This window comes from Mesorhizobium sp. M2A.F.Ca.ET.039.01.1.1 (genome assembly GCF_003998035.1).
GTDB lineage: Bacteria > Pseudomonadota > Alphaproteobacteria > Rhizobiales > Rhizobiaceae > Mesorhizobium.
The window spans coordinates 1-7,115 of record NZ_RZRY01000319.1 but is presented as its reverse complement, the minus strand read 5'-3'; the positions used below and the strand labels follow the sequence as shown (position 1 = coordinate 7,115).

At 63.9% G+C, this 7,115-nt stretch carries 7 protein-coding genes; 3 read left to right on the top strand and 4 right to left on the bottom strand.

The window, feature by feature from the left end; genetic code table 11:
- The coding region (gene bluB, locus EOA24_RS22170) for a 5,6-dimethylbenzimidazole synthase (protein WP_127410061.1) at positions 1-671 on the top strand (671 nt) is incomplete at its 5' end.
- Here the strand turns inward: bluB and EOA24_RS22165 are convergent.
- Entirely contained in the window at positions 672-1,652 is a 981-nt protein-coding gene (locus tag EOA24_RS22165) for a hypothetical protein (RefSeq protein ID WP_126078571.1), read from the bottom strand.
- 130 nt (positions 1,653-1,782) lie between these two features.
- Positions 1,783-2,376 (bottom strand): TetR/AcrR family transcriptional regulator, encoded by a 594-nt coding sequence (locus EOA24_RS22160; protein WP_126078572.1) that lies wholly within the window; start codon positions 2,374-2,376, stop codon positions 1,783-1,785.
- 120 nt (positions 2,377-2,496) lie between these two features.
- Here EOA24_RS22160 and EOA24_RS22155 point away from each other — a divergent pair, with 120 nt between their 5' ends.
- The gene (locus EOA24_RS22155) at positions 2,497-3,717 is read left to right on the top strand and encodes an MFS transporter (protein WP_126078573.1); all 1,221 of its coding nucleotides are present in this window, start codon (positions 2,497-2,499) and stop codon (positions 3,715-3,717) included.
- Between the two features lie 351 nt (positions 3,718-4,068).
- Here the strand turns inward: EOA24_RS22155 and ribB are convergent, their stop codons facing one another.
- Positions 4,069-5,169 carry a 3,4-dihydroxy-2-butanone-4-phosphate synthase gene (gene ribB, locus EOA24_RS22150; protein WP_126078574.1) on the bottom strand — a complete coding sequence of 367 codons (1,101 nt, stop codon included), beginning with the start codon at positions 5,167-5,169 and terminating at the stop codon, positions 4,069-4,071.
- Positions 5,170-5,289: 120 nt separating this feature from the next.
- On the bottom strand, positions 5,290-6,396 hold the full coding sequence (gene aroC / locus EOA24_RS22145) for a chorismate synthase (protein ID WP_126078575.1): 1,107 nt from the start codon (positions 6,394-6,396) through the stop codon (positions 5,290-5,292).
- Between the two features lie 195 nt (positions 6,397-6,591).
- On the opposite strand from aroC, the gene EOA24_RS22140 reads away from it, so the two are divergent.
- Positions 6,592-6,855 (top strand): DUF1344 domain-containing protein, encoded by a 264-nt coding sequence (locus EOA24_RS22140; protein ID WP_042641719.1) that lies wholly within the window; start codon positions 6,592-6,594, stop codon positions 6,853-6,855.
- Positions 6,856-7,115 lie beyond the last annotated feature (260 nt).

The window sequence follows — 7,115 nt, the reverse complement described above, 5'->3', positions numbered from 1 at the left end:
ACGCGGTGTACCGGGCGATGTTCACCAGGCGCGACGTGCGCAGCCATTTTGTCCCCGACAATCTGGATGACTGTGTGCTGGCGCGGCTTCTCACCGCCGCGCACCATGCGCCGTCTGTTGGCTACATGCAGCCGTGGAATTTCATCGTCATCCGTGATGCCGAGCGGCGCAGACAGGTGCGCGACCTGTTCCTCGCCGCGCGCGAGCAGGAACTGCCGGCGATCGAGGCGGAACGGCAGGCGCTCTACCGGAAGCTGAAACTCGAAGGCATCTGCGAAAGCGCGCTCAATCTCTGCATCACCTGCGACCGGCAGCGGTCGAAGGACTCACCGCTCGGGCGCTGGCACAATCCGGAGATGGATCTCTACAGCACCGTCTGCGCGGTGCAGAATTTCTGGCTGGCGGCACGCGCCGAGGGCGTCGGCGTCGGCTGGGTGAGCATCATCGAGACGGAGGCGCTGAAGAAGCTTCTGTCGATCCCCGAGCATGTCACGCCGATCGCCTATCTCTGCGTCGGCCGCGTCTCGGCATTCGCGCCGAAGCCGGACCTCGAAGCGCATGGCTGGGGCAAGCGCCTGCCGCTGCCCGAGTTGGTGATGAGCGAGACGTTTCGCGGCGCCGGCGAGGCGCCGCTCAAATCGGCGATTGCAAGGCTAGGTCGCCAGCAGTGATCAAGCGGCCCGGGGCGTATCCCAGCGCGAGCCGCCGAAGGAGCCCAGCGCCTTGTCGCGCAGCTCCCTGAATTTGGACGACGCCTCGGCGAGGCGGTTGTCCCATTCTGGATTGGGCACTTGGCCTTCGATGGTCTCGAAATACACCTGCATCAGCGAGGCGATGGCGAAGGGCTCGATGAAGGCCGCCTTGAAGGCCCAGGCAAAGACGATGGCCAGCACGAAGGCCCAGCCGGCAAGCTGTCCGGGCATGACCCAGAGGATCGCGGCGGCAGGCGCCAGCATCAACAGGAAAATCACGAAAGAAACGCCCCACATGATCGCAGCCAGCCAGACGGCGTTCTTGACCATGTGCTTGCCGTTCTGGGCGTACAGCACGACGCCTTGCCGGGCCGTCTCGAAGGGCGAGTTCGAATTGATGCGGATGTTGTAGCCGAGTATGATTTCGTCGACATAGGTCAGAGACAGGCGGATCACCGTGTTGATGAAGCTGACTAGGCCGCTCAGGCCCGGAATGGGCAGGAAGGCGGCAACGCCGCCGATCAGGCCGGTGATGGCGCGGATGGCGCCCTTGACCAGCTGGTCCACGACGAAAAGGATGTTGGCCTCGGCGAAACGCTGGCTGACCACTTCCTTGGCATAGGCGATCTGGCCCTGGCCGTCGGGCACGTCATGGCCGTCGATCAGATGTACCATGACGGCGATATGGCCGGCTTTCAGCACATAAAGGATGTATTCGCGGATCCAGTAGACGGCGATCGACACAATGCCGAAGCCGACCACGCCACCCCACAGCGCAAAGGACATCGGTCCATCCGGATCGGTCGAGATATGACCGACACCGTAGCCGACGCTGGCGCCCGTGCCGGTCGCCATGATGTAGGCGACTGTGATGCCGAAATAGACGATCATGCGAAAGACGATGAACGGCCATGTCCGCATCATGATGGACACAGACCGGCCAATGCTGAAGTCCCACATGGCCCCGACTCTCCACGCCCCAAGAGATGGCGCAGGAGGATGCGCTCGCCCCATAGATTGTCAATCGCGGCAGGGTTGCACCGGCCCGAAACCGGTGCACAACGCGGTGGCTTGGTTACCCAAGCGTGCCTCAGGGCTTTTGGCGTAAGCCTTCGAGCAGTTGCTTGAAGGCGGCGATCGCCTTCTTCGAGGTGGCTTCCGGATCATTCGAATTGGCGATGCGCTGCGCGGCCTGGCTGCTGGCACCATTGATCAGCCGCGAGGTTGTCTCAGGGTCGACATCGGTGACGACCACGCCCTCTTCCTGCAGCTTCGTCAGGTGGTCGGTCATCGAGGCGATGCAAGCGCTGGCATTCGGCCACTGCGCCGGGTCACCGAGCACCGCCGGGCCGTCGCGGAACATGATGCGCTGGATTTCCGGCTCCAGCGCCATCTCGATATAGGTGGTGCACTCGTCGACGAAATGCTGCCAGCGCGTCGGCGCCCTCGAGGCCACCTCGTTGACGCGCAAGGCCATTTCGCGGTCGATCTCGGCGATCACGGCCTGCAGCAGCCCCTTCTTGTCGCCGAAATGATGGTAGAGCGCGCCGCGCGTGAGGCCGGCCGACGCGGTGAAATTGTCCATCGAGGACTCGGCATAGCCGACCGTGCCGAAGGCGTGGCGGGCGGCCGCGATCAGCTTGGCGCGCGTCTCGGCGATCATCTCCTTGCGCGGTCTGTGCATGGCTCTGGCCCTATTCACATACGCTTCGTATGCCAATTTACATACGCGGCGTATGAACTATCTCACATTCATACGCAACGTATGTAATTGTGGTATGCACCCTTGTCGAGGAGCAGGATCATGCGAAACCCCTATGCGGACATCTTTCGGGCTCCTGGCACGAAAGGCTTCGCCACAGCCGCCTTCGTCGCGCGCTTGCCGATCGCCATGGCACCGATCGGCATCGTGGCGATGCTGTCGCAGACGCATGGCGAATATTGGCTGGCCGGCGCCGTCTCGGCCACCTATGCGCTGGTCAACGCTTTTCTTTCGCCGCAGGTATCGCGGCTGATGGACCGCCGCGGCCAGACGACGATCGCAGCACCCATGACGCTTGTCTCGGCGCTTGCCTTCGCGACATTGATTATCGCGGCCAACCGGCACTGGCCGGCTTGGACCTTGTTCGGTTCGGCCCTGCTCGCCGCCGCCATGCCCAGCATCCCGGCGCTGGTCAGGGCGCGCTGGACCGAGATCTTTCACGATCGGCCGGAGTTGAACACCGCCTTCGCCTTCGAATCGGCCGCCGACGAGCTGGTCTATGTCGCAGGCGCCTCACTGTCGGTGGGGTTGAGCGCAGCGCTGTTTCCCGAAGCCGGCATGGTCGTCAGCACACTGCTGCTTGCGCTGGGCTCGGCGGCATTCCTGCTGCAGCGCTCTTCCGAACCACCCATCCGCCCGGCCGAACATGGCGCGACCGGTTCGGCGATCCGCCTGCGCGCGGTCCAGATTATCACCTTCGCGCTGATCTTCGTCGGCGCGACCTTCGCCACCACGGAAGTCACCACCGTCGCTATCACCAAGGCGCTCGGCCAGCCCGAGGCGGCGAGCCTTGTCATCGGCGTCTATGCGCTGGGATCCTTCGTGGTTGGAATCATCGTCGGCGCGCTCAGCCTGAAGGCGCCGCTGCAGCGGCAACTGGCGCTCGCGGTCACCGTGATCGCGCTCACCACTTTGCCGTTGCTTTTCGTCGACACCGTGCCGACGCTGGCGCTGGCGGTCTTCGTCAGCGGCGTCGCGATCTCGCCGACCTTCATCACCGCCTTCGGCCTGATCGAGCGCCACGTGCCGGCCGCGATGCTCACCGAGGGCGTCACCTGGGTGACGACCGGCATCGGCATCGGCATGGCGCTGGGCTCCTTCGCCGCCGGCTGGATGGTCGACACTTTCGGTCCACAGAACGGATTTTGGGTCTCGGTGGCTGCAGGCGCGATCGCACTGGTCACCGTGCTTGCTGGCCAATGCCGGCTGGCCACGGACGATTGCGATGTGGACAGAGGCGAAGCGGTGGCGCCTGCGGAGTGACGGTTATTTGGCCGACGTTGCGGTTAGCCCGAGACCTACGCGACGTCGTCATCCACGGGCGAAGCGACGCGCAGCCGAGCGGAGACCCGAGGATCCTTTCCGTGACCTTGATCGTAGGACGCTACGGAGCGGAATTCTGCACTGTCGCAACGCGTGAAAGTCACGGAATGGATCCTCGGGTCTGCGCGCGTCGCTTCGCTCCTTGCTCCGCCCGTGGATGACGACGTCGGATAGGTTTCGGCCAATCGCCTGCGTTGCGGAGGGTTCGGCCAAGCGCCCATGTCCGGGAGGCTTCGGTCGGTCAGCAACGCTGGCAGGCTGCCATAGACCTTCGGCGTCAACCCTGACGAACTACAGAATCTCGGTCTTGGCGATGTGGATGCCAAAGCCCTCGAGGCCGACATAGTGGCGCTCGCGCGAGGCGATCAGGTTGATCGAGGAGATGCCGAGATCCTTGAGGATCTGGGCGCCGAGGCCGATCTCGCGCCACTCGTTCTCGCGGCGGCGAGCCTCTTCGTGATCTTCGCGGTCGCCGCTTAGCGGCCGCTTGCGCTCCTGATGGGCGACGCCGACCGAGCCTTCGCGCAGATAGACGATGACACCGCGCCGGCGCTCGCCCATCGCCTTCATGATGCCGTCGAGCCGGTGGCTGGTGCCGAAGACATCGGTCACGACATCCTCCGGATGCAGGCGCACCGGGACCTCCTCACCGTCGCGGATGTCGCCGAAGACGACCGCCAGGTGGTGCATGGAATCCCATGGCAGCGTGTAGGTGAAGGCCTGCGCCTTGCCGCCGGGCGTTTCGATGTCGGAACAGGCGACGCGCTGGACCAGCGTTTCCTTACGCTGGCGGTAGGCGATGAGGTCGGCCACCGACACCTGCTTCAGGCCATGCTCCTCGGCGAAAGCCTGAACTTGCGGGCCGCGCTTGACCGTGCCGTCGTCATTGACCAGCTCGGAGATGACGCCGACCGGCGGCAGTCCGGCGAGCTTGCAGAGGTCGACCGCGGCCTCCGTATGGCCGGAACGCATCAGAACGCCGCCTTCGCGCGCGATCAGCGGGAAGATGTGGCCGGGGCGAACGAAATCCGACGGGCCGACATTGCCGTTGGCGAGGTTGCGCACGGTCAGCGTGCGGTCGTCGGCGGAGATGCCTGTCGTCGTGCCATGCTTGAAATCGACGCTGACGGTGAAGGCGGTGGTGTGGGCGGAATCGTTGTCCGCCACCATCGGCGCCAGATTCAGGCGCCTTGCGTCCTCTCGCAGCATGGGCGTGCAGACGATGCCGGAGGTGTTGCGCACGATGAAGGCCATCTTCTCCGGCGTGCAGTGCACGGCGGCGACGATCAGGTCGCCCTCGTTCTCGCGTCCGTCATCGTCCATGACGACAACGATCTCGCCGCGCTCGAAGGCGCGGATCGCTTCGACGATCTTCTTCTGGTCGTAAGGCATAAGTGCTCGCTTCGCTCGCAGGGGAGTAGGGCAGTAAGGGAGTAGGGAAAAGGAAAAAGTTTGGCGGGCTGCGGGCGGCAGCATTAACCTACTGCCCTACTGCCCTACTGCCCTACTGCCTTACTCCCCTCCCTTCCCCGTTTGTCCTCTGTGCCGCAGATAATGATCGGCGATGGCGCAGGCAACCATGGCTTCGCCGATCGGCACGGCGCGGATGCCGACGCAGGGGTCGTGGCGGCCCTTGGTCATCACCTCGACATCCTTGCCGTCCTTGTCGATCGATTTGCGCGGCGTCAGGATCGACGAGGTCGGCTTGACGGCGAAGCGGGCGACGATCGGCTGTCCGGTCGAGATGCCGCCCAATATGCCGCCGGCATTGTTGGATAAAAACACCGGCTTGCCGTCATTGCCCATGCGCATCTCGTCGGCGTTCTGTTCGCCGGTGATGCGGGCCGCCTCGAAGCCATTGCCGATCTCGACGCCTTTGACGGCGTTGATCGACATCAGGCCGGATGCGATGTCCTGGTCGAGCTTGGCATATATCGGCGCGCCGAGGCCGGGCGGCACGCCATCGGCGACGATCTCGATCACCGCGCCGACCGAGGAGCCGGCCTTGCGGATGCCGTCGAGATAGGCGGTGAAGACCGGGACCGAGGCCGGATCCGGGGTGAAGAACGGGTTTTCGGCGTCGCCGACGAAATTCCAGTTCCAGTTGGCTCGATCGATGGACTTTTCGCCCATCGCGACCAGCGCGCCGCGCACCGTCATGCCGGGCACAACCCTGCGCGCCAGCGCGCCGGCCGCGACCCGCGCCGCCGTCTCGCGCGCCGAAGAGCGGCCGCCGCCGCGATGGTCGCGCAACCCGTATTTGACATCGTAGGTGTAGTCGGCATGGCCCGGCCGGTATTGGCGGGCGATCTCGCCATAGTCCTTGGAGCGCTGGTCGACATTCTCGATCAGCATCGACACAGGCGTGCCGGTGGTGATCATCGTCTCGTCATCCTCGTCGAGGATGAAGCCCGACAGGATCTTGACCTCGTCCGGCTCGCGGCGCTGGGTTACGAAGCGCGACTGCCCCGGGCGGCGGCGGTCGAGCTCGGCCTGGATGTCATCGCGCTTGAAGCGAATTCCGGGCGGGCAGCCGTCGACAACGCAGCCGAGCGCGGCGCCATGGCTTTCACCCCAGGTGGTGACGCGGAAGAGATGGCCGAATGTGTTGTGAGACATGAAAAACGCCCTGCCGGTGAGGAAATCCGGTTACGGCTGCCTTCTATTGGCGTTTTCCACGGTGGTCAAACGGCTGCATCAAACTGTGATCTGGCGGATTTAGTTTTGACACATTCGGTTGGTTTCTGCTCTCTTCCCATCCGCCGTTGAGGACCCGCCGCTGACCAGCCGGCGCAATGACCAAAGAGGACGACGATGCGTACCCTGATTGGCGCCGCCTGCGCCATGCTCATGATTTCCACCGCCGCCGCGTTTGCCGGCCAGACCGAAGGCCTGATCAAGAAGGTTGATAAGGACACGCTGACGCTGACGCTTGACGACGGAAAGGCCTACAAGCTTAACGCCGAGACCGACATCGACTCGCTGAAGCCGGGCATGGACATCGTCATCGCCTATGACGTGAGCAATGGCGAGAATGTCGTCACCGATATGCAGTTGCCCGACAGCGACCAGAACTAACTTTTCCGGCCAGGGGCTTGAACGCCTAAGCTTCGTCATTCCAGGGCAAAGCAAGGAGCGCAGCGACGCGCAGACCCTGGAATCCATGCCGTTATGTCAGAGCTTTGCAGCGGTGCAGAACGACCTTTTCTGCACCGTTTTTACTATTCGGCGAATGTCACGGCATGGATCCATGGGTCCTCGCTCCGCTTCGCGTCGCTGCGCCCAAGGATGACGACTTTCACGGCCGCACCCGGACCTATAACCACTCCAAACTCCGG